Annotated in this window: 26 protein-coding genes; 13 read left to right on the top strand and 13 right to left on the bottom strand. The window is 71.2% G+C overall.

Features of this window, described 5'->3' with window-relative positions; translation table 11 throughout:
* Positions 1-12 precede the first annotated feature (12 nt).
* On the top strand, positions 13-954 hold the full coding sequence (locus ACRYR2_RS20895) for a DUF808 domain-containing protein (RefSeq protein ID WP_432564816.1): 942 nt from the start codon (positions 13-15) through the stop codon (positions 952-954).
* Positions 955-1,077: 123 nt separating this feature from the next.
* Here the strand turns inward: ACRYR2_RS20895 and ACRYR2_RS20890 are convergent, their stop codons facing one another.
* On the bottom strand, positions 1,078-1,689 hold the full coding sequence (locus ACRYR2_RS20890) for a DUF998 domain-containing protein (protein ID WP_432564815.1): 612 nt from the start codon (positions 1,687-1,689) through the stop codon (positions 1,078-1,080).
* Complete coding sequence (locus ACRYR2_RS20885) at positions 1,686-2,138, bottom strand: MarR family winged helix-turn-helix transcriptional regulator (RefSeq protein ID WP_432564814.1); 453 nt, start codon at positions 2,136-2,138, stop codon at positions 1,686-1,688. The genes ACRYR2_RS20890 and ACRYR2_RS20885 overlap by 4 nt, the downstream gene beginning before the upstream one ends.
* A 266-nt stretch (positions 2,139-2,404) precedes the next feature.
* Between ACRYR2_RS20885 and ACRYR2_RS20880 the strand changes: the two genes are divergently transcribed.
* The 3 genes from ACRYR2_RS20880 (at position 2,405) to ACRYR2_RS20870 (ending at position 5,175) form a co-directional block, all read left to right on the top strand.
* Complete coding sequence (locus ACRYR2_RS20880) at positions 2,405-3,058, top strand: exonuclease domain-containing protein (protein ID WP_432564813.1); 654 nt, start codon at positions 2,405-2,407, stop codon at positions 3,056-3,058.
* Between the two features lie 209 nt (positions 3,059-3,267).
* Positions 3,268-3,570, top strand: coding sequence for a hypothetical protein (locus ACRYR2_RS20875; protein ID WP_432564812.1), 303 nt, complete (start codon positions 3,268-3,270; stop codon positions 3,568-3,570).
* 327 nt (positions 3,571-3,897) lie between these two features.
* Positions 3,898-5,175 (top strand): ATP-binding protein, encoded by a 1,278-nt coding sequence (locus ACRYR2_RS20870; RefSeq protein ID WP_432564811.1) that lies wholly within the window; start codon positions 3,898-3,900, stop codon positions 5,173-5,175.
* Between the two features lie 24 nt (positions 5,176-5,199).
* Here the strand turns inward: ACRYR2_RS20870 and ACRYR2_RS20865 are convergent, their stop codons facing one another.
* The 7 genes from ACRYR2_RS20865 to ACRYR2_RS20835 all read right to left on the bottom strand — a co-directional run bounded on the left by ACRYR2_RS20865 (position 5,200) and on the right by ACRYR2_RS20835 (position 13,624).
* Positions 5,200-6,054 carry a nuclease-related domain-containing protein gene (locus ACRYR2_RS20865; RefSeq protein ID WP_432564810.1) on the bottom strand — a complete coding sequence of 285 codons (855 nt, stop codon included), beginning with the start codon at positions 6,052-6,054 and terminating at the stop codon, positions 5,200-5,202.
* Between the two features lie 95 nt (positions 6,055-6,149).
* On the bottom strand, positions 6,150-7,205 hold the full coding sequence (locus tag ACRYR2_RS20860) for an HNH endonuclease (protein ID WP_432564809.1): 1,056 nt from the start codon (positions 7,203-7,205) through the stop codon (positions 6,150-6,152).
* Entirely contained in the window at positions 7,205-8,590 is a 1,386-nt protein-coding gene (locus tag ACRYR2_RS20855) for an ADP-ribosylglycohydrolase family protein (RefSeq protein ID WP_432564808.1), read from the bottom strand. Before ACRYR2_RS20855 ends, ACRYR2_RS20860 begins: the two co-directional genes overlap by 1 nt.
* Before the next feature lie 54 nt (positions 8,591-8,644).
* Positions 8,645-10,279 (bottom strand): MFS transporter, encoded by a 1,635-nt coding sequence (locus ACRYR2_RS20850; protein WP_432564807.1) that lies wholly within the window; start codon positions 10,277-10,279, stop codon positions 8,645-8,647.
* Between the two features lie 33 nt (positions 10,280-10,312).
* Positions 10,313-11,656, bottom strand: a complete 1,344-nt coding sequence (locus ACRYR2_RS20845) for a glycosyltransferase (protein ID WP_432564806.1) — start codon at positions 11,654-11,656, stop codon at positions 10,313-10,315.
* A 184-nt stretch (positions 11,657-11,840) separates the two neighbouring features.
* Positions 11,841-12,497: a response regulator gene (locus tag ACRYR2_RS20840; protein WP_432564805.1), complete on the bottom strand. Its 657-nt coding sequence runs from the start codon at positions 12,495-12,497 to the stop codon at positions 11,841-11,843.
* A complete protein-coding gene (locus ACRYR2_RS20835) occupies positions 12,494-13,624 on the bottom strand; it encodes a sensor histidine kinase (RefSeq protein ID WP_432564804.1) in 1,131 nt (376 codons plus the stop codon). Before ACRYR2_RS20835 ends, ACRYR2_RS20840 begins: the two co-directional genes overlap by 4 nt.
* 143 nt (positions 13,625-13,767) lie before the next feature.
* On the opposite strand from ACRYR2_RS20835, the gene ACRYR2_RS20830 reads away from it, so the two are divergent.
* The 4 genes from ACRYR2_RS20830 to ACRYR2_RS20815 all read left to right on the top strand — a co-directional run bounded on the left by ACRYR2_RS20830 (position 13,768) and on the right by ACRYR2_RS20815 (position 16,835).
* Positions 13,768-14,484 (top strand): ABC transporter ATP-binding protein, encoded by a 717-nt coding sequence (locus tag ACRYR2_RS20830; protein ID WP_432564803.1) that lies wholly within the window; start codon positions 13,768-13,770, stop codon positions 14,482-14,484.
* Entirely contained in the window at positions 14,481-15,308 is an 828-nt protein-coding gene (locus ACRYR2_RS20825; protein WP_432564802.1) for an ABC transporter permease, read from the top strand. Before ACRYR2_RS20830 ends, ACRYR2_RS20825 begins: the two co-directional genes overlap by 4 nt.
* A gap of 61 nt (positions 15,309-15,369) precedes the next feature.
* A complete protein-coding gene (locus ACRYR2_RS20820) occupies positions 15,370-15,609 on the top strand; it encodes a helix-turn-helix domain-containing protein (protein WP_432564801.1) in 240 nt (79 codons plus the stop codon).
* The gene (locus tag ACRYR2_RS20815) at positions 15,606-16,835 is read left to right on the top strand and encodes a HipA domain-containing protein (protein ID WP_432564800.1); all 1,230 of its coding nucleotides are present in this window, start codon (positions 15,606-15,608) and stop codon (positions 16,833-16,835) included. Before ACRYR2_RS20820 ends, ACRYR2_RS20815 begins: the two co-directional genes overlap by 4 nt.
* Positions 16,836-16,854: 19 nt before the next feature.
* Here the strand turns inward: ACRYR2_RS20815 and manD are convergent, their stop codons facing one another.
* Positions 16,855-18,075 (bottom strand): D-mannonate dehydratase ManD, encoded by a 1,221-nt coding sequence (gene manD / locus ACRYR2_RS20810; RefSeq protein WP_432564799.1) that lies wholly within the window; start codon positions 18,073-18,075, stop codon positions 16,855-16,857.
* 119 nt (positions 18,076-18,194) lie between these two features.
* On the opposite strand from manD, the gene ACRYR2_RS20805 reads away from it, so the two are divergent.
* Positions 18,195-18,347 carry a hypothetical protein gene (locus ACRYR2_RS20805; RefSeq protein ID WP_432564798.1) on the top strand — a complete coding sequence of 51 codons (153 nt, stop codon included), beginning with the start codon at positions 18,195-18,197 and terminating at the stop codon, positions 18,345-18,347.
* Positions 18,348-18,356: 9 nt separating this feature from the next.
* Here ACRYR2_RS20805 and ACRYR2_RS20800 read toward each other — a convergent pair whose 3' ends face one another.
* From ACRYR2_RS20800 to ACRYR2_RS20790, 3 genes are all read right to left on the bottom strand, one after another.
* The gene (locus ACRYR2_RS20800; protein WP_432564832.1) at positions 18,357-18,563 is read right to left on the bottom strand and encodes a L,D-transpeptidase; all 207 of its coding nucleotides are present in this window, start codon (positions 18,561-18,563) and stop codon (positions 18,357-18,359) included.
* A gap of 19 nt (positions 18,564-18,582) precedes the next feature.
* Complete coding sequence (locus ACRYR2_RS20795) at positions 18,583-18,861, bottom strand: peptidoglycan-binding domain-containing protein (RefSeq protein ID WP_432564797.1); 279 nt, start codon at positions 18,859-18,861, stop codon at positions 18,583-18,585.
* Between the two features lie 83 nt (positions 18,862-18,944).
* A complete protein-coding gene (locus ACRYR2_RS20790; protein ID WP_432564796.1) occupies positions 18,945-19,499 on the bottom strand; it encodes a very short patch repair endonuclease in 555 nt (184 codons plus the stop codon).
* 29 nt (positions 19,500-19,528) lie between these two features.
* Here ACRYR2_RS20790 and ACRYR2_RS20785 point away from each other — a divergent pair, with 29 nt between their 5' ends.
* Genes ACRYR2_RS20785 through ACRYR2_RS20770 form a run of 4 tightly spaced genes read left to right on the top strand, consistent with a single transcriptional unit; the run spans position 19,529 to position 25,750 of the window.
* Positions 19,529-22,093, top strand: a complete 2,565-nt coding sequence (locus tag ACRYR2_RS20785; RefSeq protein WP_432564795.1) for a Z1 domain-containing protein — start codon at positions 19,529-19,531, stop codon at positions 22,091-22,093.
* A complete protein-coding gene (locus ACRYR2_RS20780) occupies positions 22,090-23,076 on the top strand; it encodes a PD-(D/E)XK motif protein (protein WP_432564794.1) in 987 nt (328 codons plus the stop codon). The genes ACRYR2_RS20785 and ACRYR2_RS20780 overlap by 4 nt, the downstream gene beginning before the upstream one ends.
* A complete protein-coding gene (locus tag ACRYR2_RS20775; protein ID WP_432564793.1) occupies positions 23,073-24,881 on the top strand; it encodes a hypothetical protein in 1,809 nt (602 codons plus the stop codon). Before ACRYR2_RS20780 ends, ACRYR2_RS20775 begins: the two co-directional genes overlap by 4 nt.
* Positions 24,878-25,750 (top strand): hypothetical protein, encoded by an 873-nt coding sequence (locus ACRYR2_RS20770; RefSeq protein ID WP_432564792.1) that lies wholly within the window; start codon positions 24,878-24,880, stop codon positions 25,748-25,750. The genes ACRYR2_RS20775 and ACRYR2_RS20770 overlap by 4 nt, the downstream gene beginning before the upstream one ends.
* The last annotated feature ends 27 nt before the right edge of the window (positions 25,751-25,777 follow it).

Genomic DNA, 25,777 nt, shown 5'->3' with positions numbered 1-25,777 from the left:
GAGGAACCCGCCGTGGCCGGTGGACTCGTGGCCCTGCTGGACGACGTCGCGCTCATCGCGCGCGCGGCGGCGGCCTCCGTCGACGACATCGGCGCCGCCGCCGCCAAGGCCGGCGCCAAGGCGGCCGGGGTCGTCGTCGACGACGCCGCGGTCACCCCGCAGTACGTGCGTGGGCTCACCCCCGACCGCGAGCTGCCGATCATCAAGCGCATCGCGATCGGCTCGCTGCGCAACAAGCTGCTGATCATCCTGCCGGCGATCCTGCTGCTCAGTCAGTTCGCCGACTTCCTGCTCACGCCCATCCTCATGCTGGGTGGTGCCTACCTGTGCTTCGAGGGCGCCGAGAAGGTCTGGGCGAAGGTCAGCGGTCACGGGCACGCGAAGGACGGCGGGCCCCAGGACGAGAAGACGGTCGTGTCCGGGGCCATCCGCACCGATCTCATCCTGTCCGCCGAGATCATGGTCATCTCGCTCAACGAGGTCGCCGACCAGTCCTTCTGGGCCCGGCTGATCATCCTCGTCGTCGTCGGCATCGCCATCACGGTCCTGGTCTACGGCGCCGTCGGGCTCATCGTGAAGATGGACGACGTCGGCCTCAAGCTCGCCCAGCGCCCGTCGGCCGGCGTCGCCCGGTTCGGCCGCGGCCTGGTCAACGCCATGCCGAAGCTCCTGACGTTCCTCACCGTCGTCGGCACCGCCGCGATGCTGTGGGTGGGCGGGCACATCCTGCTGGTGGGCACCGACGAACTCGGTTTCCACCCCCTGTACGAGTTCGTGCACCACCTCGAGGAGGCCGCGCACGAGGCGACCGGGGCGGTCGGCGGAATCGTCGGGTGGCTCGTCAACACGTTCTTCAGCGCCGTGCTCGGCCTGGTCGTCGGCGCGCTGGTCGTCCTGGTGGTGAACCTCACCGTGCACCGCAAGTCGAAGCGCACCGACGCCGTCGCCCACTGACCCCGCGAGCGGGGATCCGTCAGCGGGTCAGCGCCGCCGCCGGGTCGAGGAACCGAGGCCGGCGACCGCGCCAGTCGCTCGTCGGTGGACGTCAGCAGCGCCGAGGGCCTCACGGTGGCGCGGTCAGCGTCCGGTGGCCCCGGTGAGCAGACCGCTCGTCACGAGCAGGTACGAGATCGCGATGCTCACGAGGAACACCCGCTCGCTGAGACCGAAGGTGCGCGCTCGCAGGGGACGGACGGGGAGGGAGAGCACCAGGCAGGTCAAGGAGGCGGCCGCCACCAGGTGCAGCACCCCCAGGGCACCGCCGAGCGCGCTGCCGGTGAACAGGTCGCGGAAGGTGCCGGTGAGCGAGTAGCTGATGGCGAACCAGGTGATGGCCGCGACGTGGTGCAGGACCCCGGTCCGGGTGCGGGGTGCGCCCTCCAGGTCGGTCGGCAGGTGCGGCAGGAGGGTGAACACGAGCGCGAGGAGCAGCAGCCACAGCGTCACCGACGTCCGGTGCTCCCAGCCAGGCAGGGCGATCGCCACCGTGGCCGCCAGCCCGGCCCAGGCGGTGGCGCCGACCCACGTCATGGCCGTCGAGAGGCGGCGGGTGCGGCCGACGGCGTAGTCGCTGACGGCGTGGCGCACCGGGGAGTAGTCGCTGGGCACGACGTGCAGGGCGGCCAGCAGGCCGAGCCGGGTGAGCATGAGGGCCGCGGTGGGGGCGGCGACGACGGCGGTGGGGATCACTGGTCCTCCTCGGAGGCGGGAGCGGGTGTGTTCGCGGGGGCGGGGCGGCGGACCTCCTCGTGCAGGGCGCGCACCGCGGCGGCCAGCCGGTCCGGGTCGAGGCCGATGCGCCGGGCGCTGTCCTCGAGCGCGGCGCCGAGCAGGTCGGTGCAGCGGATCCTGGTGGCCTTCCCGAGTTCGGTGACCTCCAGTCTGCGCACGTTGCCGGCGCCGGCCGGGGCCACGTCGTGCACCAGCCCGGCCGCCACCAGTTGGCGCACCAGGGTGCTCGTGGAGGGCTCGGAGATGCCCAGGGCCCTGGCCAGCTGCCGGCCGGTCAGGCCCGGGTGCTCGGAGGTGATGACGAGGGCGACGTAGCGGTGGTAGCTGAGTCCTTCGGGGCGCAGCGCTCGTTCGGCGTGCTGGTCCAGGGTCCGCACCAGGTCGTGCAGTTCGTGCGCGAGGTCCACGACCAGCAAGTTAGGCGCCTAACTTGCCGTCGTCAAGGGTGAGGGCGGAGAACTCGGGCGACCCGCAGACCGCGCCACGTGACGGGAGTCGTTCGGCGAGGAGTTCCGGATCCACCCTGCGGGGAGCTCCGCGCGGAACGTCCTGCCGTCGGCGCGGTTCACCGTTCGGCGACGAGCGTTCGAAACCCGGTCGAACGGTGAGGGCGTGGGGGCCGGTGTCGGACCCGTCTGCCATGGTCTGTCCCGTTGCACAGCGAGGAGACCCGATGACCACCCGCCTGACCGCCCCACCGGCCGCCGCGCCCCTGCCGCGCGCGGTGGCCTGGCGCTACCGGCACCGCTACGCGGTGCTGGACGTCGAGACGACGGGGCTGAGGCCGGAGGCCGGCGACCGGATCGTCCAGGTCGCGGTGACGTTGCTCGACGCCCGCGGGGTCGTCGAGGAGTCGTGGTCGACGCTGGTCGACCCGCTGCGCGACCCCGGCCCCACCGATCTGCACGGCATCACGGCCGAGCACCTCCTCGGGGCACCGACGTTCGACCAGGTCGCACCCCGGCTGGCCCGGTTGCTCGCCGGGCGGGTGTTCGTCGCCCACAACGCGAAGTTCGACTGGAAGTTCATCGCCGCCGAGATGCAGGCCGCGGGCGTCCGGTTGCCGGTGCGGCAACGGTTGTGCACGTGGAAACTGGCCAAGCGCCTGGAACTCCCGCTGGAGAACCTGCGGCTCGCGACGTTGGCGGCGCACTGGGGGGTCGCGCAGGTGCGCCCGCACGACGCCGCCGACGACACCCGCGTTCTCGTCGAGGTGCTGCGCGAGCAGTTGACCCTGGCCCACCGCTCGCGGGTCGAACTGCCGTTGGTGCGGGTCGCCCCGCGCGGAGTTCGGGCCTGGCTGCAGTGGACGCTGCGCCGCGGGTGAACCCGGAGTTCGACGGGACTGGTTGCACCCGGTACCGATGTGGATCCGGCTGTGTAGAGGCGCCGGGACGGGGTAGCACGGCTGGTGGAGTACCCGAACTGCGGCTGGAACCGGTGGCCGACGCAGGATGGCCGAACCGGCTCCAGGTGGGCGCCTCCGCGTGACGGCGGCGCCCGGGGCTGCGGTCCGGTGCGGAGGAGGAGTACGGCGTGGACGTGGAACTCGGTGACCGGTCGTCGGTGGAGGTCGCGCTGGGGGACCGGGTGACGCTGCGGCTGGCGCAGCCCGTCACCGGACACGAGTGGGACGTGGCCGTCGAGGGACGGCTGATCGTCCTCGACGACATCCTGGAACCCGCCGCCACGGGCGCCCCGGGAGCGACCGCCCAGCGGGTGGTGACCGTCGGGGTGAACGGGCCGGGCACGGCCGTCGCGCAGCTGAAACGGGGGTGGGAGACCGGGTTCCTCGAGCGGCGCGAGATCGAGGTCCTCGTGGACGGGGCGCCGTGGTGACCGATCCCTGAGTCACCGGTTGCGGAGGCTCCGGGTGGTGCGTCCCGGGGGGCGATGGTGGTTCCGCACGCCTCGCGGGTCGAGGAGTTTCCCGGGCCCGCCTCGGCGAACGGGTTGACGACGAACTGCTGCCGCGGGTCGACCGGTCCGCTGTTGCGCAGTTGGCGCGCAGTTCCAGGAGTTCTGCCGCGGTCTCGGGTCCTGTTGCGGCCCGACGGACAGGTGCTCGGCGGGCGACGTCGTCCGCTCCTCACCAGCCCGCCGATCGGTAGCGTTGAGGTCCGCCAAAAAGTAGCGTGATCATGCGCCAAAAGGTAGCGTTCACGCATGCCTGCGCCGCCCTACGCACCTCGTGTCGTCGACGCTGAGCTCGACGAGTACCTCTCGGGGTTGGCTGCCGCGGCGCTGGAGGGCGCGAAGGGAGTCGGCAAGACGCGCACCGCTCTGCAGCGTGCGCGAACCACCGTCCAGCTGGACGACCCCGCACAGCGCGCTCTCGTCGACGCGGACCCCAAGCGTGCGCTGCTGGGTCCGTCGCCGGTCCTCGTCGACGAGTGGCAGCACGTTCCCGCCACCTGGGACGCCGTTCGGCGTGCCGTCGACGCCGGAGCGGCCGTCGGCTCCTTCCTCCTGGCGGGCTCGGCCGTGCCTCGCGATGTGGGCATCCACAGTGGGGCAGGTCGCATCGTCCGATTGCGCATGCGACCGATGACGTTGGTCGAGCGGGGGGTCGCACAGCCCAGCGTGTCCCTGGCCCAGCTGTTGTCCGGCCGCCACGGCGACGTGTCCGGCACGACCGACGTGGGCCTCGGCGACTACGCCGAGGAGATCTGCCGTTCGGGGCTTCCGGCAATCCGCCCGCTGCCCCCACGCCTGCGGCGGGCCCAGCTCGACGGTTACCTGGACACGATCATCGACCGCGACTTCCCCGATCTCGGGCGAGCGGTGCGCAATCCCGCACCGCTGCGCCGCTGGATGACCGCGTACGCCGCGGCGGAATCCACGGTGACGGCCTACGACAGGCTGCTCGAGGCCGCTACGCCCGGAGAGATCGACAAACCGGCGAAGACGACGACGACCGCCTACCGGGACATCCTCGAGCGACTGTGGTTCCTCGACCCGGTTCCCGCCTGGACGCCGTCACGCAACCACCTGGCCCGGCTGGCCGCCGCCCCCAAGCACCACCTCGTCGACCCCGCCTTCGCCGCCCGCCTGCTCGGTGTCGACGCGGACGCCCTGACCGGAACGCACCCCGCGCGGGGCGCCGGCCGCGAGGCGACGCTCCTGGGGCAGCTGTTCGAGTCGCTGGTGACGCTCGACGTGAGGGTCTACGCGCAGGCCGCTGAGGCGCGCACCGGGCACCTGCGACTGCGCGGTGGTGACCACGAGGTCGACCTCGTCGTCGAGCGCGCCGACGGCAAGGTCCTCGCGGTCGAGGTGAAGTTGGCGGGCAGCGTCACGGACGCGGACGTCAAGCACCTGAACTGGCTGAGTGGTGCGCTCGGAGACGACCTGCTGGACGCGGTGGTCGTCACCTCGGGGACGGACGCCTACCGACGCAGGGACGGGATCGCGGTCGTGCCGGCGGCGCTCCTGGGCCCCTGACAACGCTCGCGTGGACGAGGCAGGTCACCCGGGCGTCCGGAGGAAGGATGCGACGACGTGGGCCACCAGCTGCGGTCCGACCGTCACGACCACAGCGACGATCACCACTGCGACGGCGAGGTGGAGCAGCGCATCGAGGAGGACCCGGACCACCCGCGACCGTGCGCGTCGGCGAGCCGGGACGGTGCACGGCACGCCTCGCCGGGCTCGCGGCGACGGCTCGTGGTGGGCGGCGGGTGCGGTGGTCGCCGCCGTGGTGGTCAGCGTCGGGCTGACGGGACCGTCCAGGGCGGTGCGCAGCAGTTCCGCGACCGTCGCCACGTCCTGGTCGGTGAGCCGTTCCCCGAGATCGCGCACGTGCTCGACGAGCTGCCCACGCCCGACCACGGTCACTCCGGCGGTCGTGGAGCTGGGAGCGATGTCCTGCCCGACGACGCACAGCACACCGCGTGCCGCGGATCGATGAGCGGGTGGCAGCAACGCCGCCACGGCCGCGACGGCGCTCGCGATCGCTTCGAGTTCACGGTCCTTGCGCCAGGACTCGCACCACAGGACGCCCTCGTGGACGGTGATCTGCCACGACCAGTTCTTCGCGTCGACCACCACGATCCCGCCCGGACCGATCGCGACGTGGTCGAGGTTGGCCTTCGGCCGGCCGGGCCAGTGGACGTCGTGCAGCAGGATCCAGCCGGCGGCCTGGAGCTCACCGAGCGTCGCAGCGACCAGGCGCTCGCCTTCTGCGCCGGCCGACCAGGCGTACTCGCGGCGTTCGGCGGCGGCGAGCCGCTCGCGCAGTTCGGCGGTGGACGGGTGGCGACGAAGCCGGTTCACCCGCTGCGCGGCCCGCCGGGCCTGCTCGTCCGCTCTGCCGCCCGCCACACCCACGGCATGGGTTTCGGGGGCGGGCGCTGCGCTCTTGAGTTCATGTCACCCGGTCGGCCCCGTGCGGGGGGATCCTGTCGTTCAGCTGCGGATCACCAGGCGACGTGCCCGTCGAAGAAGTCGTACAACCCCGGCTCCCGCCACAACGGCGACCCCACTGTCGCCGCCCGGTACAGTCCCGCCGCCGCCCCACGCACCCGTGCCGTCTCGACCGGCCACCGCAGCGGCGCCGCGATCGTCTGCAGGTCCGCCTCCGGGCGGGCGAGCAGGTCCCGGACGTGGTCGACGGCCGGCAGGGTGGCGAGTTTGTCACCGTTGCACCGCGGGTCGGTGAGGACGAGGTTCCGCACGCCGTCGAGGGGAACTCGGGACCACGGCAGGACGTGGTCGACGTGCACCTCCCGGATCAGGGTCCGGTGGCAGTAGTAGCACCGGTTCGCCTGGTACTCCCGGAGCCCGGGCGCCAGGCGGTCGACGGCGGTGCGGCCGGCTCCGAAGAGGAAGGCGTGCAGGTCGGGGAGTTCCAGTTCGTCCCGGTTCAGGCGCTGGACGTCCTCGACCCACCACTGCCGGACGACCGGCTGCAGCATCGACGAAACCCTGGCCAGCGCCGACGGGACGCCGGGGAGCAGCTCGATCGACCAGTCGTGGGCGTCCAGCGTCGTGATGGTGACGTCGTCGCTGAGCCACGAATCGTCGTAGAGGAACGCGACCCCGGGTTCGCGCCCGCCGGTCTTCTGCAGGCGGAAGAGCGGCTGCCGAGCGAGGGTGGTGGAAACCCTGCGCAACGCCTTCGACCACTCGCGAGGAGCGGCGGCGCGGAGCTGCGCGGCCGTCGACAGACCGCGCTGCTCGGCCTCGCCGCGCAACGCCCGCACGACGTCGAGGAGGGACACGGCGTCGGGCCGCGTGTGCTGGATCTGCCGCAACACCCCGTGCTCGCCGAACACCCGGACCTGCGGCCAGTACGCCTCGACGACCCGGTCGGCCAGGTCGCCGATCGGCACGGTGAGGCCGGCGTCGTCGGGAACGGGGTTCTCCAGGCAGTGCTGGATCAGGGCGTCGAGCGTGGCCAGCTTGTACGTCGCGACGCGCCGGCCCGTCGCGAGCAGCTGGGCCAGGCGGGCACCGAGGTCGAGCGGGTCCACTACCGACGGGCCAGCTCGTCCAGCGCCGCCGTGAAGGTGGAGTTCCACTCGCTCAGGTGCGGCCAGACCGCCGCCACCCGGTCGGTCGCCGCCCGCGCGGACAACCCCTCCGAACGGACCAGCCAGGAACGCAGCACCAGCCCGGTGCGGGACGCCCCGGCGTGGCAGTGCACGAGCACCCGTCTGCCGTCGGCCCGCAGCGCCTCGATGTCGCCCAGCACGTCGTCCAGGACCGTGACGAGTTCGGTGTTGCTGTCGTCGTCGGTGAGGTAGGCGAAACGCTGCACGTCGTGCCCGAACCGTCCGCCCGTGCGGCACAACGAGACGACGGCGAAGTCGCGGTCGCTGCGGCGGGCGCCGTCCAGGTCGGCGGCCCAGACACCGGGCGAGATCTCGGTGGGTTCCAGACCCCGCGTGGGCGGCGGTTCGTACAGGCCGCCCGACGAACCGTCGAGGCGGACGGCCAGCCACTGCAGGTCGCGCAGTTCCCACACCCGGTCGCCGGAACCGGGAACGCGCCCGTGCACGACGGAGGTCCAGCGGATCGGGATTCCGGTCATGCCGGCGCGGGCGCCCGCGAGCGCCCCGGTGACGCAGGCGACGGTGTCGGTGTCCCCGCCGAGGTCGACGACGAGCCGCATCGCCTCCTCGAACGTGGTCGAGTTCCGCAGCGCCCACAACGCCGACCCCAGCGTCGGCCACACGGCGCCGTTGGCCTCGGTGGCGTCCTGCGGTGTCCAGCCGTGGTCGCACACCAGCGCCCACTTCTCGCGGTACGGTTCCCCGACGAGGGGGAGCGCGTCGGCGACGGCCGCGTCGGCGTCCCCGCCGTCCAGCAGCACCCGGAGGGCCTCGTGGAACAGCGCGCACCCCTCACCGGCCGCGGGATCGCCGTGGGTGAGGGCGCTGATCCGGCGGGCGGCGTCCATCGTCGCGTCCCGGCCCGCGGCGGCGAAGCGGATGGCGGCGGGGGTGGTGCGCATGAGCGAGCCGTTGCCCGCGGCGCGGTGCCCGGCGCGGACGTGCTCGACCGCAGCGGTGTCCCAGGGCAGGCCGGACAGCAGCACCGCGGAGGTCTGGACGCCGATGTCGGGTGGCCCGGCCTGCGCCCACCGGCGGAACCGGTCGAAGACGTCGGCCTCGTCCAGACCGTCGTGGTCGAGCAACGACTCCGCCAGCAGCAGCGCCATCTGCGTGTCGTCGGTGAACTCACCCGGTTCCCAGTTCAGCGTCCCGCCGCCGCACATCTCGGTGTGCACGCCGCGGGCGGGGGTGGGGAAGCGGGCGCTGAACGCGTCCGGCGGGCCGAACTCGAACGGCGCGCCGAGCGCGTCGCCGACGGCGGAGCCCACGAGGGCCCCCATCACCCGGTGCTGGCGGTCCACGACGTCTCCTCGCTGGTGCGGTCGGGCAGCGGGGACGGTTCCCCACCGGGAACATCATCGCCGTGACGGCTGCGGCGCGGGTTCCGGGCGGGCCCCGGACAGTGCCGGGGACGGGACGTCGCCCTCCAGGACGGCTTCCCCGCGGGCGACCATCCCGGCGACCTCGGACAGCGGGACCTCCTTCAGCAGCAGGGCCAGCACGACGGCCACGGCCAGGACGGGCAGCAGCCAGCCGAACAACGGGGCGAGCGCGTCGGCGTAGGCACCGACGAGGGCGCCGTGCAGCGGTTCGGCGGCGGCGTGCACGGCCTCGGGCACCAGGCGGTCCGCGGACGTGATGCCGGCCTCGAGGGCCTGCGGGGTGTGCGCGGCCAGGGCGCCGGCCAGGTTGCCGGCCAGGGCGCTGGCGAAGACGGCGCCGCCCACGGCGATCCCGACGGTGGCCCCGACCTCGCGGACGTAGGCGGTCGTCGCGGTCGCGGCCCCCAGCACCTGCGGGCCGACGGCGTTCTGGGCGATGAGGACGACGATCTGCATGATCAGCCCCAGGCCGAGGCCCGCCACGAAGAGCATCGCGCCGACCACCCACAGCGCGGTGGTGGCGGACAGCGTCGTCATCCACCCCACCGCCGCGGCGATGGTCAGGACGCCGGCGACCGGGAAGACCGTGCAGCGACCGGTGCGCGCCACGACGATCCCCGAGCCGATGAGCGTCAGGAACAACCCGGCCGTCATCGGCAGCATGAGCAGCCCGGAACCGGCCGCGGACGTCCCGGAGGCCATCTGCAGGAACGTCGGCATGAACACCACCGGGGTGAGCAGACCCATCCCCACCAGGGCGCTGAGGGCGGTGGCGAGGACGAAGTTCCGGTTGCGGAACAGCCCCAGCGGGACGATCGGTTCCTGTGCGGTGCGTTCGACCAGCACGAAACCCACCGTGCAGACGGCGAACGCGCCCAGCAGGGCCAGCGCCGGCCAGGAACCCCAGCCGCGGCTGCTGCCCGCTTCGGTGCCGAGGATCAGCGAGGTGGTCAGCAGGGACAGGGTGGCGATGCCGGCCAGGTCGAGACGGGCGGTGCTGCGCCGTCGTGGCAGGCTCAGGGCGACGCAGCCGATGAGCAGGGCCGCCACCCCGACCGGCACGTTGATCCAGAAGCACCAGCGCCAGCCGAGCCCGGCGTGGTCGGTGAAGTACCCGCCGATGAGGGGACCGGCGACGGCGGACAACCCGAAGATCGCCCCCAGGGGACCCATGTACTTCCCGCGTTCGCGGGCGGGGACGACGTCGGCGACGATCGCCTGCGACAGGACCATCATCCCGCCGCCACCCAGGCCCTGGACCCCGCGCCAGAACACGAACGCGGTGAAACCGTCGGCCAGGGCCAGCCCGGCGCTGGCGAGGGTGAACAGGGCGACGGCTCCCAGGAACAGCGTCCGCCGCCCCCACAGGTCGCCGAACTTGCCGTAGACGGGCATGACCAGGGTGCTGGCCAGCAGGTAGGCCGTCGTCACCCAGGCCATGTGGGAGATGCCGCCGAGGTCGCCGACGATCGTGGGCATGGCGGTGGAGACGATGGTCTGGTCCAGGCTCGCCAGGAGCATCGCGGCGGCGAGCGCGCAGAACACGAGGTTGATCCGCCGCCTGGTCAGCACCATCGGCGAGGTCGTCGCGCAGGTCGAGGTGTTCACGGTTCTCCTGTCCGGTACCGGTTCTCGGCGGGGTCAGTTCTGTGTGCTCGTCGGGGTGCTCGTCGGTGCGGTCGTGGGCGGCGCCCAGGGGTCGGTGGAGCGCAGGACGGGCGCGCGCCGGTCCAGCAGCTGCCCGAGCAGGCCGACCACCTCCGCCGGGGTGTCGTGCGCGGCGAACTCGGCCGCCAGCCGCTGGGCGTTGCGCCGGTAGGACGGGTCGCGCAGCACGGTGTCCACGGCCTCGCCGACGGCGCGCGCCGAGGGGCGGCCGGTGCGCAGGTCGATGCCGGCGCCGCTGCGGGCCACCCGGGCGGCCACGACGGGTTTGTCGAGGTCGGCACCGGCCACGACCAGGGGCACGCCGTGGCGCAGTGTCGCCAGAACCCCACCCCAGCCGCCGTTGGTGACCACGACGTCGGTGCGCGGCAGCAGCCGGCCGTGCGGAACCCGGCCGGCGACGACGGCGTTGCCGGGAACGGGGAAGGGCAGCCGGTCGCGGCCGGTGATGCCGGTGACGGCGGCGACGGTGACCTCCCGCTGCCCCAGCGCCTCCAGCGCCGGGCGCAACAGCTGCTGCGGGTCGGTGCCGAAGGTGCCCTGCGTGACGTGGACGACGGGCCGCGGCGCGGCCAGGGCCTGGTCCCACCCCGGCGGGAGTTCCCCGTCGGCGGGGGCGAAGGACCCCACGAAGTGCACGTGCGTGGGCAGGTCACCGCGGACCGGTTCCAGGCCGGGGATCCCCAGGGTGAGGACGAGGAACGGGGAGAACCACTGCTCGTCCAGACCGACGTCCGTCGGCCCCAGGCCCACCTCGGCCCGGACGTCGGCCAGCGCGGTCCGCAGCCGGCGCGTCGTGACGTGCACGAGCCCGCGCAGGGCCGCGTCGCGCGTCCGGCCCAGCCGGCCGCGGGCCGGGGCGAGCGGCAGACCCGGCGGAGGGAGTTCCCGGCTGGGCAGGGCCAGCGGCGCCACCGAGACCGTGGCCCACGGCGTGCCCAGCAGTTCCGCGGCCAGCGCACCGCCCATGCTCGTGGAGTCGGCGACCAGCAGGTCCCACGGACGCCGCTCCCACTCCTCCCGCAGGTCCTGCACCTGAGCGGGGGCGGTGCGCAGGAACACGTGCTCCAGGTTCGCCAGGAACCCCAGCGGGCCGCCGCGCCCCGTGGCGGGGAACGTCGCGCTCAGGTCGTGCTCGTCGAAGTCCGGCGCGTGACGCCACGGCAGTTCCTGCGCACCCGCCGCGCGGACCGACTGGGTGAACCGCGAACCGGTGTGGAACCGCACCCGGTGACCGGCGCGCACGAGGGCCTCGGCCACGTGGGTCAGGGGGATGACGTGCCCGCTGAAGGGCATGGCCGTCACGAGGACCTCAGCCACGGGAACCACCTCCTCCGCACAGGGTTTCCGCTGACGACAGCACGACGGTGGTTCTCACGGCTCCTCCTGGTGGCTGCGGGGAACGGGTACGCAGCGAGGGTAGGAACGGAGGTGGTCGCCGCACCTGTGCCGGAGGTCACGGATGTGCTGCCACGCACGCCGGACGCCGGCGGGGAACCGGACCTCAGCCGTCCAGCAGACCCAGTTCCAGCGCGCGCAGCACCGCCCGGGTGCGGTCGCGGACGCCGAGTTTCAGCAGGACGGCCGTCACGTGGTTCTTCACCGTGCCCGGCGCCAGGTGCAGGGCGGCGGCGATCTCCTTGTTCGACCACCCGGCCGCGGCCAGGCGCAGCACGTCCAGTTCCCGCCGGGTCAGCTGCGCCAGCGCCCCCAGGTCGGCCGGTGCGGCCGGCCGGTTCGCGACGGCCCGCAGCAGCCGGTCGGTCAACGCCGGCTGCAGCATGCTCCCGCCGTCGGCCAGGGTGCGGATCGCGGCCAGGACCTGGTCGAGGGTGACGTCCTTGAGCAGGTACCCGCGGGCCCCGGCGCGCAACGCGGCCAGGACCAGTTCGTCGTCGTCGAAGGTGGTCAGCACCAGCACGGGAACGGTGCTGCCGCGTTCGCGCAGGGCCTCCAGCGTCGCGATGCCGTCGCGGCGCGGCATCCGCAGGTCCAGCAGCAGGACGTCGACGTCGCCGCGGGCCACGAGGTCCAGCGCCTCGTCGCCGTCCTCGCCCTCCCCGACGACCTCGACGGCGTCGCTGAGGGCGAGCAGGCGCAGGATGCCCTGCCGCACCAGCGTCTGGTCGTCGACCACGGCGACCCGCACCGGAGCGTTCACGCCGGCACCTGCAGTTCGGCGGTGAAACCCCGGCCGGGAGCGGTGCTGAACCGCACCGTCCCGCCGACGTCCTGCACGCGTTCGGTCAGACCCGTCAGCCCGTTGCCCGGCCGCAGGTGGTGGGTTCCGCGGCCGTCGTCGCCCGCGCGCAGGCGCACCCCGGCCGCGGTGGCCTCGACGTCGAGGGTGAAGCGGTGCGCCCCGGCGTGGCGCAGGGTGTTCGTCAGCAGTTCCTGCGCGCAGCGCACCACCACCAGGGCCCGTTCGGGACTCACCGGCACCTCCTCGCGCACCGTCAGCACCACCGGCAGGCCGGGGGCGCGACCGACGACCTCGCGCAACGCGCTCTCCAGCCCCCGCACCTCCCCACGCAGGTCACCCACGACGTGCCGCACGTCGCCCAGCAGTTCCTTGGCGATCCCGCGGGCCCGCTCGACCTGCTCGGCGGCCGGTCCCTGCACGCGGTGGACGGCGACCTCCAGTTCCAGCGCCAGCGCGGTCAGGCCGTGACCGACGACGTCGTGCAGTTCCCGGGAGATGCGCAGCCGCTCGGCGTCGCGGCTCGAGGCGGCCAGCAGCGCCGAGGCGGCCCGCAGCTGGGCGTGGGCCGCGGCCAGCGCGGCGCGCTGCTCGGCCTGCCGGCGCCCGGCGAGGACCACGACCGCGGCGAACACCTGGAACGCGCCGTACAGCGCCCCCAGGGCGACGACCTCGTCGGTGTCGGCGCCCACCCGGGCCACGCCCGCCACGATGGCCAGCACCTGCACGCCGATGAGGCCGGCGGTGGCGGCCGGGGGCAGGCTGAGCGCGGCCGGGACCGCGGTGACGACGAACAGGATGGCCGTCCAGTTCACCTGCGGCGCCAGCCACCACGCCACCAGCGCGGCCGCGACGTCCACGGCCAGCAGCGCCCGGCTCGGCAGCCACCGCGGCCGCGGGCCCAGCACACCGCTGTCGGCGACGTCGTCGGCGACGAACGCGACCACGAAGACGCCGTAGGCCAGCCACCACCAGGTCCGGGCGTCCGGTGGCCCGTCCCAGCCGCCGACCGCGGCGCTGGCGCCGACGGCGGCGAGCGCGACGTACCCCGTCACCGCCGTCGAACGTTCCTGGGCCCCGGTGAACACGGGGGAATCGTAGGGGCGCCCGCACCGGCGGCACCCGTGCTGGAAGTCACGGGTGCAGGTGGTGACCTCCGGCACTTCGGCCGGACCCCGCGCCCTTCCTACCGTCCTGACCACCACGACGGAGAACGAGGAAGGAGGCACCGGTGGACGTCATCGAGATGGACGGGGTCGTGAAGACCTACGGCTCCGTGCGGGCCGTCGACGGGATCGACCTGCAGGTGCGGGCCGGGGAGGTGGTCGCCCTGCTCGGCCCCAACGGCGCCGGCAAGAGCACCACGTTCGAACTGCTGCTGGACCTGGTGCACCCCACGGCCGGGACGGTGCGCGTCCTGGGCGGCAGCCCCGGCGCGGCCCGCGGTCGCGTCGGGGCGATGCTGCAGTCCGCCGGCCTGCCCGAGCAGGTCACGGTGCGCGAACTCGTCCGGCTCGTCGGGCGCGCCTACCCCCACCGCCGGCCGCTGGCCGAGGTCCTGGAACGCACCGGGCTGACGACCCGCGCCACCCGCACCGTGACGGCCCTGTCCGGCGGCGAACGGCAACGGCTGCTGCTGGCCCTGGCCCTGGTCGGCGAACCCGACCTGCTGCTGCTGGACGAACCGACCGCCGCGATGGACGTGCTCGCGCGCCGGTCGTTCTGGGAGCAGGCCCGCGCCGCCGCCGCCGGTGGCGCGACGATCCTGTTCGCCACCCACGACCTCACCGAGGCCGCCACCGTCGCCGACCGCGTCGTCGTCCTGGCCGCCGGCCGGACCGTCGCCGACGGCACCCCGCAGGCGCTCGCCGGCGACGGCGACCTCGAATCGGCCTACCTGGCCCTCACCGACGCACGCCCCACCACACAGGCAGGAGAACGGTCGTGACTGTTCTGCAGGAGAGCACCGCCCGCCGCGCCGGGTCCCGGTTCGGTTTCGCCGGCCTCGCCGTGCGCACCGAGGTGCGGGCCGGTCTGCGCACCCCCGAGTTCGCGGTGCTGGGGATGGCGCTGCCGCTGATCCTCTACGCGATCTTCGCGTTGCCCAACGCCGACTCCACCCTGCCCGGCGGAACGTCGTTCGGGCTGGTCATGCTCGCCGGGATCGGCTGCTACGGGTCCCTCACCCTCGGGATCGTCGTGTTCGGCGAGGACGTCGCCAAGGACCGCGCCCGCGGCTGGTTGCGGACCCTGGCCGCCACCCCCGTCCCCGCCGGCGCCTACCAGCTGGGCAAACTCGGCGCCGGGTTCGTGCACGGCCTGCTCATGGTCAGCGCGCTGTGCCTGTTCGCCGGGCTGGTCGGCTCGGTCGACCTGTCGGCGGGGGAGTGGCTCGCCCTCGGCGCGCTCCTGGTCGCCGGGGTGCTCCTGTTCAGCCCGCTGGGTTTCGCGATCGCCTACCTGGCCCGGCCCCGCGCGGCCGTCGTCGTCACCAACGTCCTGTTCCTGCCGCTGTCCTTCCTCTCGGGGTTCTTCGTCCCGCTGTCCGAACTGCCCGACGTCATCGGCCGGATCGCGCAGTGGCTGCCGAGCTACCACTTCGGGCAGCTGGTGCTGCAGACCGTCGTCGACGACACCGACATCGCGGCGCTGACCGGGCTGAGCGTCCAGCCGGTCGCCGTGAACGTGGCGTGGGTGCTCGGCAGTGCCGTCGTGTTCGCCGCGGTGGCGCTCGCGGCGGCGCACCGGGAGGCCGTGACGCGGCGAGGGTGAGACGGGCGTGACGACAGTCCAGAGTTGACGGGATGTCCGGGCATGACTGACGATGACAGTCATGCCCGAGAATCCTGGCACCACCGCTCGTGTGGCCACCCCCACCCAGCTGGGGGCCCTCCTGCAGGAGCGACGGAAGGCAGCGGGACTCAGTCAGCAGGACCTGGCCGAGTGGGCGGGGGTGAGCCGGCAGTACGTCAGCCTGCTCGAGACCGGAGACGTCTCGCTGCAGGTCAAACGGCTCTTCGACCTCTTCGGCGTCCTCGGCTGTGACCTCGCGGTCGTGGACCGGGCACGGTGAGCCCTCGGATCCCCACCCTGACCGCCTGGCTCGACGGCCACCCCGTCGCGGAACTGCGCGAGGTCCGCTCCCGCCAGGTGGTGTGGTCGTGGACGCAGGACGCCGTGGCGCGGTGGGGCGAGGGTGCGGTGGTCGTCTCGGCCTCGTTGCCGGTCCAGAGCCGTGCCTTCTCCGTCGGCAGGACGCGTCCGTTCATCGAGGGCCTGCTGCTCGAGGGAGAGGCCCGGACCGCGGTCGAGCGCGCGTTCGAGGTCCCGCGGGGGGACGTCTTCCGGCTGCTGGCGGCCGTCGGTGGGGACTGCGCGGGAGCGTTGCAGATCCTCCCGGACGGCGTCCGCCCGGGGACGGCGCCGGAACCGGGCCCGCTGGAACCCGGCGAGCTGGAACGGCTCGTGCGGAACCTTCCGCAGCACCCCCTCGGGACCGGTGACGGGGTGCGGTTGTCGCTGGCCGGCATGCAGGACAAACTCCTGCTGACCCGCCGCAGCGACGGTCGCTGGGCCCGGCCGGTCGGCGGGTACCCCTCGACGCACATCTTGAAGCCCCAACCGGAGACGTTTCCCGATCTCGTCGCTGCCGAGTGGTTCGGCCTCGCCCTCGCCCGCGCGGTGGGTCTCGACGCCGCCCGCGCCGAGGTCATCGAGGTCGACGACCGCCCGGTGCTGGTCGTCGAGCGGTACGACCGGACGGTCACCGCCGGTGGAGGTGTCGACCGGATCCAGCAGGAGGACTTCTGCCAAGCCTGCGGCCGGCTGCCCGAGCAGAAGTACGAGGCGGACGGAGGTCCGGGCTGGCGAGAGCTCGCAGGTGTTCTGCGCGCAGTGGCGGCCGATCCGCGCGCGGAACTGGAACGTCTCGCGAGGGTTCTGGTGTTGACCGTCCTGTCCGGCAACGCCGATGCCCACGCCCGAAACCTGTCGATCCTCCACCCACCCACCGGATCCCGTCTCGCCCCCGTGTACGACGTCGTTCCCACGGTGCACCTGGCTCGCACGCCGGGCGCGGTACCGCTCGGGAGCGCGATGGCCATGGCGGTCGACGGGACCTGGGACGTCCAGCAGGTGCAGCGCGACGACGTCCTGGCCGAACTCGCCTCCTGGCCCCTGCCGACCCGGGTAGCCGCCCGTGTCGTGGCGGACGTCGTGGACCGGGCGTACGAGTTCGCAAGCGCGCAGCCTGGAGCGTGCGCGCAGGCGGTGGCGCAGCGGGCCTCCAGCTGGCGGTGATCCACGACTCCCGGGCGTGTCACCAGTCGTGCACCGTCCCGTCGGCCAGCCGGTTCACCGGCAGGTACGCCGGGTCGTACGGGTGCGCCGCGGCCAGTTCCGCGTCGTACTCGACGCCGATCCCCGGCGCCTCGCCCGGGTGCAGGTGGCCGTCAGTGAACGTGTAGGCGTGCCGGAACACCTGGTCGGTGAGGTCGGTGTGCCCGGAGTACTCCTGGATCCCGAAGTTGTGCACGGCCAGGTCGAGGTGGACCGCGGCGGCCATCCCCACGGGGGAGATGTCCTCCGGCCCGTGGATGGCGCCCTTGATCTGGTACTGCGCGGCGAAGTCGAACAGCTTGCGCAGCGCGGAGATCCCGCCGAAGTGGGTCACGGCGGAGCGGACGTAGTCGATGAGCTGCTCGGTCACGAGGGTCTGGTAGTCGAAGACCGTGTTGAACACCTCACCCACGGCCAGCGGCGTGGTGGTGTGCTGCCGCACGAGCCGGAAACCCTCCTGGTTCTCCGCCGGCGTGCAGTCCTCCAGCCAGAACAGGTCGTACGGTTCGACGTCCTTGCCCAACCGCGCGGCCTGCAGCGGCGTGAGCCGGTGGTGCGCGTCGTGCAGCAGCGGCAGGTCGGGGCCGAACTCGTTCCGCACCGCCTCCAGGACGGTCGGCAGGTGGCGCAGGTAGGCGCCGGTGTCCCAGTCCTCCACGACGGGCACCGCGCGCTGGTCCAGCCGGGTGGGGTCGAGCGCGACGGCCTCGCCGGTGTGGACGCCGTAGACCTTCTCCAGCCCCGGCACCCCGGTCTGCACGCGGACGGCCTGGTACCCCTCGGCCCGCCGCTGCCGGACCGAGTCGAGGAGTTCAGGAATGTCGCGGCCGTTGGCGTGCCCGTAGGTGCGGACGCGCTCGCGGGAGGCGCCGCCGAGCAGCTGGTACAGCGGCAGGTTCGCGACCTTGGCCTTGATGTCCCACAGCGCGACGTCGACGGCGGCGATCGCGGCCATCGTCACCGGCCCACGCCGCCAGTACGCGCCCCGGTACAGCGACTGCCAGGTGTCCTCGATGCGGTGCGGGTCGGTGCCCAGGAGCAGCGGGACGACGTGCTCGCGCAGGTAGGCCACGACGGCCTGCTCACGGCCGTTGAGGGTCGCGTCGCCCAGGCCGGTGATGCCCTCGTCGGTGGTGATCTTCAGGGTGACGAAGTTGCGGCCGGGGCAGGTGACCATTACGGCGGCGTCGACGATGCGCACGGTGCTCCTCGGGTCCGGAGGGGTGGCGCCAGCGTAGGCGTTGGAGAACCGAGGGTGAGTGTCCGATCCGTGCGGCACCCTGCGCGGCGGAGGTGGTCGGAGTGCCGACGGGGGTGTGGATGGTGCAGCAGAAGCGGGACCAGGCGGCTGCGTTCCTGCAGCAGGCGCTGGCGCGGGGGAACGAGGAGGAGATCGCGTTCGGGCGCCTTTGGCTGGCGGAGCGGCAGCAGACAGGCGCCGAGGCGGAGCGCATCTACGACATCCGGCTGTGACGCCGCCGCTCAACGGACCACAACGAGCGAGTTCTGCGGCATGAGGTTGTGCGCCCAGACGACGTCCATCGCGGCGTTCGTCACCCGCGCGCAGCCGTGCGAGGCGGCGAAGGCGGGAGCGCTCGCCGTCCCGTGCATCGCGATGCCCTGGCGCGGGCTCAACGACGACGGGTAGCGCTGGCAGCTGCCGGTGGAGGTGTCGGACACCGCTGTGATTCGCCGTCGTCCGCGACGGTCAGGGTCCCCGCGGCGCGATCGACCTCGACGACGTGACCGAGCGTCCCGAAACCGCCGGTAGGGCGCCCGTCTGCAGGGCCGCTCGGGTGGCCGACCTGGCGACCCCGTCGCGCGGCAGGTCGGCCGCACCCTGCAACGCCAGGACAGCCTGCTTCGTCAGCTCACCAAACCTCCCGTCCGGAGCGCCCAGCCAGTACCCGAGGCCGGACAGTCGCTGCTGTAGTGCGAGGACCTGAGGGCTGCAGGCCCCTACTGCGAGGTTGTCGACCTGCGTCATCGCTGATGTGATCGTGGGAGCGGCGCACGCCTGGCCCTGGGTGGGGGCGTTGACTAGCGCCGTGTGAGTCGACGCCCGACGACCTAAGCAGTGCGACCCGAGGGGCGCAATCCGCCCACACACTCGGCGATGACCTCGACGATCTGCTCCGGCGATTCGTGCTCCCAAAACCTTAGAACGGTCCAGCCCATACTCTCGAGCTGGTCCGTCGACGCGCGATCTCGGGCCTGGTTGACTCCTAACTTGTCGCGCCACCACTGCTGGTTCGCCTTGGGCATCGTCCCGTGGACCGGGCACGAGTGCCAGAAGCACCCATCGATGAAGACGGCCAGGCGGCGCTTGGTGAAGGCGATGTCGATGGTCCGACGACGCTGACCCGGGATCGGCCACGCCACGCGGTACCGGAGTCCCCGGGCGTGGAGCAGCCGACGCACTGCGAGCTCGGGACCGTTGTCCCTGCGCTTTACCGCGCTCATCCGCCGAGAGACCGACGCGCTCGAGGCCCCGGGGTGGGGAGGTGTGACAGTCACTGCTCCAGTGTCGCGGGTGAGCGCCCCGAGATTCTGGTCCTCCTCCGCATGAGATTCGGTACCCGGACCACGCGTGAGCGCTCGACCGCCTAAAGTTACGGTGTGCATGCGCAGCGTAGTGCTCGAGAGGACAGGCGATGAGTGAGGACTTCTTCCCCGTCTTCGCGGGGTGGGCGCGCCAACATGGCCTCGATGAGGCGAGTCAGCGCTTCGGTCCGGTCCTCGAAGGGCCCGTCCTCGAACGGTTCGTCTTGGAGTACCAACGGCGGATCGACACCATCGAGACCGACGATCCGGTCGTCCTCCATGGTCCCAGGGACCCCTGGTATGCAGGACCGAACGAGGACGCCGACGTCTACTGGCCGAAGCTCAAGCAGCATTTTGAGGAGGCGCTCGGCTGGTCCGAGCGAAGGATCGAGCCGGTCGACCGATCCTCCACCAAGGTGGTCGCCTACACACCGAGGCCTCAGCTGCCGAGGTGGGCGTCCAAAGGCCTCGTCGTCGGCTACGTTCAAAGCGGTAAGACCACCAACTTCACGTCGGTGATCGCCAAGGCCGCTGACGCGGGGTACAAGCTCGTCATCGTTCTCTCCGGAATCCACAACGGGCTCCGTCGCCAGACTCAGGAGCGGCTGAACGAGCAGCTGCGCGACCTCGTGCCCACCGACTGGCTGACCCTGACGGACGAGCACAACGACTTCCGCCCTCACTCCATGCCGGCGACGGCCCTCCTGCACAACCAGGGGTCAAAGGTGGCCCTGTGCGTCGTGAAGAAGAACAAGGCTGTTCTGACCAAGCTGGACGCCTGGCTCGAGGGGGCAGCGCGGAAGAACGTCCTGGACGACGTCCCCGTGCTCGTCATCGACGACGAGGCCGATCAGGCAACGGTGGCCACCGCCACCATCAACCCGCTGATCAAGAAGATCCTCGGCAAGTTGCCTCGGTGCACCTACATCGGCTACACGGCCACGCCCTTCGCGAACGTGCTGATCCGGCCGGGTCAAGACGATTTGTATCCCGACGACTTCATCCTCAACCTTCCCAAGCCTGAAGGGTACTTCGGCTCCGAGCGGATCTTCGGACGAGACGCAGTGGAGGGTGATGAGGCCTCCGGGGCCGACCTCGACGGGTACGACATGGTCCGTCTCATCGGGGACGACGAGCTGGACAGTCTGCGCCCGGCGGGCAAGTCGGCGGCAGCCACGTTCAAACCGGCGGTCACAGGCTCCCTTCGTGCTGCGGCTCTCTGGTTCTGGATGGCCACGGCCGCCCGGAGGGCTCGGGGGGACGCCGGCCACTCCACGATGCTGATCCACACTTCCATGAAGATCGCCGTGCACGAGGCGTTCAAGGAGCCGCTCGTCGAGCTGAGGGACAACGTCCTCTTCGGGGTGCGGCACGGCGACGAGCAACTCCTAGAAGAGCTAGAGGCCACCTGGCGCGACGAAAGCGGTAAGGTCCCGGCCTCGCAGTTCGGTGTTCCTACGCTGACGTTCGAGGGCGTGCTCGATCGACTGCCCGAGGTCGTTGCGTCCACCAAGGTCATCCTCGACAACTGCGCGAGTGAGGATCGGCTCGACTACAGCGGGGAACCTCAGGTTGCGATCGCCGTCGGCGGAAACACCTTGAGTCGAGGGCTGACCCTCGACGGCCTGGTTGTAAGCTTTTTCGTTCGTTCCGCCCAGGCCTATGACACGTTGCTTCAGATGGCCCGCTGGTTCGGCTTTCGCCCCGGATATGAGGACCTCCCCCGGATCTGGATGACGCCTCAACTGGAGCAGTGGTTCCGGCACCTGGCCACGGTCGAGCACGAGATCCGACTCGACATCGATCGCTACGAGCAGCAGGACCTGACACCGACGGAGTTCGGGGTCCGCATCCGGACGCATCCCGTACTCAGGGTCACCGGAAAGATGGGTGCCTGGGTCCCCGCTTATGCCTCGTACGGTGGCCGACGAATCCAGACCAGGTACTTCGTCGCCGGCAACGAGTCATGGCTTCAGGGCAACGTGGATGCGGCTCACGAGCTGGTCCGCGATGCACGAGCCGCCGGTGCTCAGGGTGAGCAGCTGCCCAGCGGCGGCCGTCTGTTCCGGGATGTGGAGGCCGAGATCGTGGAGCGGTTCCTGCGCCGCTACGAGAGTCACCCGGACTCGCCGGACCTCGATCGCGAGCTGGTGTTGAACTACATCGCGAAGGAACGCGAGTCCGGAAGTCTTGAACGATGGAGTGTGGCCGTGATGTCTGCACCGAACGCGGATTTGGGAACCGTTCGTCTCGGCGGCCTCGACTTCGGTCGGATCGCCCGCGCGCAGCTCAGCTCGGGAAGCCTTGAGCGAGCAGACATCAAGACCCTCATGTCCAAGGACCACCGCGTCGTCGACCTCGATATCACACCTGCCGCCGCACGTGGGATGGCGGAGCACGAGCTCATGACCGCGCGCAACGACGATCCGATTGCCCACGAACGAGGGCTGCTACTCATCTATCCGATCGATCCGACCTCGACCCCGGACGCCGCGAACACGAAACGCAAGCCGCTCAACGCGACGGCGGATGTCATCGGGATGGCGCTGGTGTTCCCCGGCAATGCGGAGTCCAGGGTGAAGATGACCCATGTGACGGTCAACCTGACCCCCGCCGAGGTGGAGTCGCCGGACGACGCCGAACTCGCGGAACTCACGGGGCAGGATGCCACGTGACGGCCAGTCACGACTGGGCGGTGGAGCTCTCGCACACGTGGCCGCTGCTCGGTGACACCGGACGGGCAAGCATCTCCTCGACGGCCCTTGCGGTCGGGTCGACGGCCGGAGCCGTCCGTATCGGTGTGGACGGCGGCGCAGGTCGACACCTCCTCGTTCCCGTGGGGCAGGAGGACGTGCACGGTGACGACTCCGACGGTGTGCTCACCGTTCTGGTCAAGGAGTACACGTTCCAGCGGACGACTCTGAGATACGTGGACGTTGCCTGCGCCCGGCCGGATCTCGCAAGCGCTTTCGACAACGTCCTCGTGGACATCCTCGGGCAGCTCGAGGAGACGGACACGCCGGCCGGGACGACCGTGGAGGCGGTGAAGCGCTGGCGGGCGCTTCTTGCGACCCGCCGAGGCAGCAAGCTTACCCTCACACAGCAGATGTCCCTCTTCGCGGAGCTCTTCGTGCTCGATCTGGTTTCCGACGGGACGCGCATTGACCCACACTGTTGGCGAGGTCCTCGTCGCGAACCTCACGACATCGTTCTGCCAGCCGCCGCGCTGGAGGTCAAGGCAGTCGGGAAGAGTTCCCAGTCCATCACGATCCATGGTGTTGACCAATTGGAGCCGCCGGGCAAGCCGCTCGCGCTCGTCCTCGTGGAGGTTCTCGAGGACGAGCAAGGGCAAACGCTTTCCGAGCTAGTGGAAGAGTTCCTCTCACGTGCCACCGATAGGGGCGAAGCCCTGTGGCTTTTGGCCACCGCAGGCTTCGAACGGCTGGAAGCCGAGCGTTATCAGGAGAGGTTTGCCGTGGGTGCCCTCTCGCACCTCGCGGTTTCGCGGGACACCCCTCGGGTGGTGGCGTCGTCGTTCGAGGGCGGATCCGTTCCTGAGGGGGTGACGAGACTGCAGTACCACATCGGCCTCGACCAGATCGGCCCGCGGTTGACACGTGGCCAGACCGCTTTGTCCGCTTGGGTGGCGAGCGCATGAACTCGGCGCAGTGGTGGTCGCAACCCGTCGCCGCGGAAGGGTCGACGGCGTCCGAAGGAATCCGTCGGCAGCTTGGCAAGCCGCGACTCGACCCCTTAGAGGTGCTCGTCCGCGAGACGGCACAGAACACCTGTGACGCGGGCCTTCCCGACGAGGTCATCGACTACTCGATCCGGCTGCGGAACTTGTCCGGCAACCAGCTGAGAGCCTGGCAGGGATTCCTGCTGCCCGAGCCGCTCGGCTCTCGGCTCGGACTCGACACCGCGATGCGTGAGGCGCCGCTCGTCATGACCATCGCCGACAGAGGGACTACGGGTCTCGGAGGTCCCCTGAGGGCGAACGAAGTCCCGGAGCCCGGCGAACGCCCCGACTTCGTGAACTTCATCCGGAACGTCGGGGAGCGCAAGAACCTGGATCTGGGCGGGGGATCCTATGGTTTCGGCAAGGGGATCCTCTACAACGTGAGTCGTTGCCACGTCATCGTGGTCGACAGCGTGTGCCGCTTCAGGGGGAAATTGCAGCGCCGGCTCATCGCGGCGGCTCTGGGCGACGGCTACACGCAGGACGCGCGACGGTTCACAGGACGGCACTGGCTCGGGGTGCAGGAGTCCGACGGACACACCCGACCACTGCTGAACCAGGAGGCGGACGAGGTGTCGCGGCGTCTGGGGCTGCCCACCTTCGAGCCGGGGATCACGGGAACGACGATCGCGGTCGTGGATGCGGACTTGGGAAACAGGCGCGACGGTGACGAGCCTCGCGACGGAGCCGAGGCCGCCGAGTTCTTGGCCTCGACGATGCTCTGGAACCTCTGGCCGCGGATGATGAGCGGTCGATCCAATCGACTCAATTGCTCGGTCCGACGAGACGGCTTCGTGGTGGAGGTGCCTGCCCCCGAGGAGACCATCGAGTTGGCCCCCTTCGTCCAGGCGTACCGGAAGCTCGAACTGCCGGGTGAACACCAGATTCCCGTGCGCCGAGCCGCCCCGCAGGAGATCGGGCGCTTCGCCGTGGCCAACGGGATGGCTCCCCTGAAGAAGAACGCTCTCGTCGCGGCGGCCGCACCCTTTGAAGGCGCGGCTCACCATTGCGCCCGCATGCGCCAGGCAGACCTCGTCGTCGACTACCTCGAGGGTGAATCGGCCAGCGACGAGATGATCCAATACGGGGCCGTGTTCAAAGCTTCGGGTGAAGCGGACCCGTACTTCGCAGAGGCCGAGCCGCCGACGCACGACAGCTGGGTGACCAACGGGCTGAGTGGTACAGCGTTGGGAGTAGTACGTCTGGCCAACTCGTTCATCCGCGATGAGCTTCGCAGTCGTGTGTTGAGTTCGCGACCGACCAGGCCGGTGGGCGACGTACCGCTCGCCGGGCTGGCGACGCGCCTGTCCGGATTGTTGGCGGCTGACGGAGGTGCCGCAGAACCGATCGAGACGTCCGGGCCGACAAGCGGGACGAGACCGCGCTTGAAAGGACCAAGGTTCCTGGAGGGTCCGGAGCTGGTTGTTAGGCAGGGGCGAGCGCTCGTGCGCGGTCTTGTCGAGTTCCCAGACTGGGCCGAGGACCGTGCTGTCGTCGCTCGACCGAGCGTCGTGCTGGGCCCCGGGAACGGCTCCGAGCCGCGCGACGACGGGCTTCCCCTCCCCATCGTCGAGTCGTGGACGTCGGGCGAGTCCGAGGAGACCGTCCTCGGAAACCTAATCCTTCTGGGCCGTTCGAGTCCTCGAGTGTGGGAGCTCCTCGTCGTCCCGCCGGCCGACACCGTCGTCCGGGTCGATCTTGAGACCGTAGAGGTGGACGAGTGAAGCGGGTCCAGCCGTACATGGTGCCGCCGGATGGGGTGGTGAGCGCAGCACCGTGGGAGAGGTACACCGGGGAGTGGGCACAGCTGGAATCCTGGATCGAGGAGTGGGACTACCGAACGGTGCTGCGACTGCGCAGCGCCGTCGAGGTCGATGAGCACAAGCTGCGCGCCGGCGTCGGCCTCGGGGACGGGACTCCGCTCCTCTGGTCGTTCGGCTGGATCGCTCGGGACAGTCAGCTCGTCACGACCGTGACGTCCGAGCTGCGGGACGGCAGGGGACTTCTCGAACTGGACATCTCTTCCGACCGCGCCGGCTCGACGATTGTACTCGGCCGCAAGATCGTCCTTGGTCGTAGTCGGATGCACGCACGAGCAGGGGAGCCGCGATGGGCGGGCAGCGTCCTATGGGCGGACGAGACGTCCGTGCGCCTGACCGGGCACGGTTCGGCCTTCCCCACCGAGATCGTCGACTTTCGTGCGATCGGACGTGATCCCGGTGCGAGCTGGTTCCTGGAGCTGCCTTCTTCGCCCGACGTGGCGGCGATGGGGTCGTTCTTGCTGCTCATCAACTCCGCGGACTCCACACTCGTCTCGGCCGTCTCCACGTCCAAGTCTTCCGAGGCACAGACCGCGGTGAGCGACTCGATGATCGAAGGCGTCGTGGAGGAGGTCGTGAGGTGGGCCCTTTCCCGTTGGCCCGAGCTCGCAGACTGCGAGGAGGACTCCGCTGGGTTCAGCGCTCGCATCCTCACCGTGCGCGTTCTTCCCGATGCGGATCGGTGGACAGGCCCTGACGTGGACTCGATGGCGCTCAAGGCGGCAATCGTCTCGGGCGCCCGAGGCATCGGATTCGGACGGCGACTGACGTGAACCAACTCTGGCCCCGGTTGTCCCGAA

Origin of the sequence: Kineococcus deserti, from assembly GCF_050871945.1 — a bacterium.
Taxonomy (GTDB): Bacteria; Actinomycetota; Actinomycetes; order Actinomycetales; family Kineococcaceae; genus Kineococcus.
This window is presented reverse-complemented; position numbering and strand designations above follow the sequence as displayed.